We start from the raw sequence: 1,590 nt of genomic DNA, 5'->3' as shown, positions 1-1,590 counted from the left end.
GCGCAGGGCCTTGCGCAGGGCGCGCGGATCCTGGGGGGAGCTAGCCGGGGAAGAGGGTTGGGAATGAGGCATGGTTGTCACTCGGGCTGTGCACCGCTAACAGCAAAGGGATCCTCTCTCAGCTTACGCCCTGTCTTGAGTGCGTGGGTCACTCCGGCGGCAGGACAGCCCACAAAAATCTGAAGGGATCCCAGACTCGATCGGCAAGAGCCAGGGCGGCTAAGGCAGCGGCTGATCTTGCCTTTCCAGTTGCTGCAGCCGTTCCTGGAGCTGACGGGCAGTCAGGGAGAAGCTGCGCCCCGGCCAAAGCAAAGAGCCCAGCCCCGCCGTCAACAGGCCCAGGCCGATGGCCACGGCGATGAGCAATCCCAAGGGCAGCTCCACCGAGCGCCAAATTAAAAAATGGACGGTCAGGGGGGTGGGGTTTTGTCCGGCCAGGACTGCCACTCCCAAAGCCAGCAGCAGTGTCAAGGCCAGGTTGAACAGCAGCAGCATGAGGGATCCCGTCGCAACAGTTCTATTCTGCCTTGCTGGCCGACGGAGCAGCCCAGGGCTGCACTGTGCCATCGGGCAGGATGGCGCCGCTCAGGTCAGCGCCCGTCAGCACTGCTCCGCCTATTTTTGCCCCGCTCAGGTCGGATCCCTGCAGTTGGGCGCGGGTTAGCTTGGCTTCCCAAAGGTAGGCCCCGTGCAAGTTGGCTTCCCGCAAATCGGCAAAGCTGAGATCGGCGCCGATCAAGTTGGCTTCCCAAAGGTTGGCCCCGCGCAGGTTGGCCCCCATCAGGTTGGCGGAGCTGAGATCGGCCCCCCGCAGATCGGCCTCCTGCAAGTTAATTCCACTCAGCTTGCCAAAGGAAAGGTTGGCCCCTCTCAGATTCGCCCCCTGCAGGGTGGCGCGCACCAGATCCACGCCCACCAGGTTGGATTCTTGAAAGTTGCGCTCGCCGGCGGCATATTCTGCCAGCAGCTCCTCTGCAGTGGTCACTCGGGGCATGGCCGGGTACCCCCAATTGCCGAGTTTATTTCAGCAACCCTTGATTGCCAAACGAGGTGCTAATGACTCAATGCTAAATGTTGGCCATTATACCGTCCATCTACAGCCGCTTGCGGCTCACGGCGGGCAAGAAGGGATCCCCACCCCTGTCCCATCTGCCCTCTGGGGAGAGGGCGGGGTTGCTTCTGCCACCTTTTCAATTTCAATGTGCAGCTCCAAGTAGCCGGTGGCCGGATCCGGCTGGCGGGAGAAGCGGTACTCCAGGCTGTCGGCGAGGACGATCTCGGCGGTGGTGTAGATGAGGCAGCCGGGGCGCAGGTGCCCTCCCCAAGTTCGGCCCTGGGCATCGGCAACGGCGAGGTGAAGATGGACTCCGTCCGGGCACAGGGATCCGCTCAAAGCCAGGATCTCCAGGCGTTCCGACAATAGGTAATCCTCGGTTTGATCGGCCAGGCGCAGGGTGGCTTGGCTGAGGCTGCCAACGGCGCTGAGGACAAACCCCGCCTGCAGGGGTTGCTGGCGGGCAAAGCGCTCCAATTCCTGCTTTAGGTCTTGGCCGGGCAGCAGGCGCAAGGGGTAGACGCGCAGGGATCCCG

Annotated in this window: 3 protein-coding genes; all 3 read right to left on the bottom strand. The window is 62.8% G+C overall.

What is annotated here, in order from left to right; genetic code table 11:
* Nucleotides 1-219: 219 nt before the first annotated feature.
* The gene (locus NW809_RS12460; RefSeq protein ID WP_011430018.1) at nt 220-495 is read right to left on the bottom strand and encodes a lipopolysaccharide assembly protein LapA domain-containing protein; all 276 of its coding nucleotides are present in this window, start codon (nt 493-495) and stop codon (nt 220-222) included.
* Between the two features lie 22 nt (nt 496-517).
* Nucleotides 518-994: a pentapeptide repeat-containing protein gene (locus NW809_RS12455; protein WP_011430019.1), complete on the bottom strand. Its 477-nt coding sequence runs from the start codon at nt 992-994 to the stop codon at nt 518-520.
* Between the two features lie 117 nt (nt 995-1,111).
* Nucleotides 1,112-1,590 (bottom strand): PPC domain-containing DNA-binding protein (locus tag NW809_RS12450; RefSeq protein WP_414402288.1); only part of this gene is annotated, 479 nt, incomplete at its 5' end.

Source organism: Synechococcus sp. WC101 (assembly GCF_047461555.1).
In the GTDB taxonomy this organism is placed as follows: domain Bacteria; phylum Cyanobacteriota; class Cyanobacteriia; order Thermostichales; family Thermostichaceae; genus Thermostichus.
Note: the sequence above shows the minus strand (reverse complement) of the source record. Positions and strands in the feature narration are given on the sequence as shown.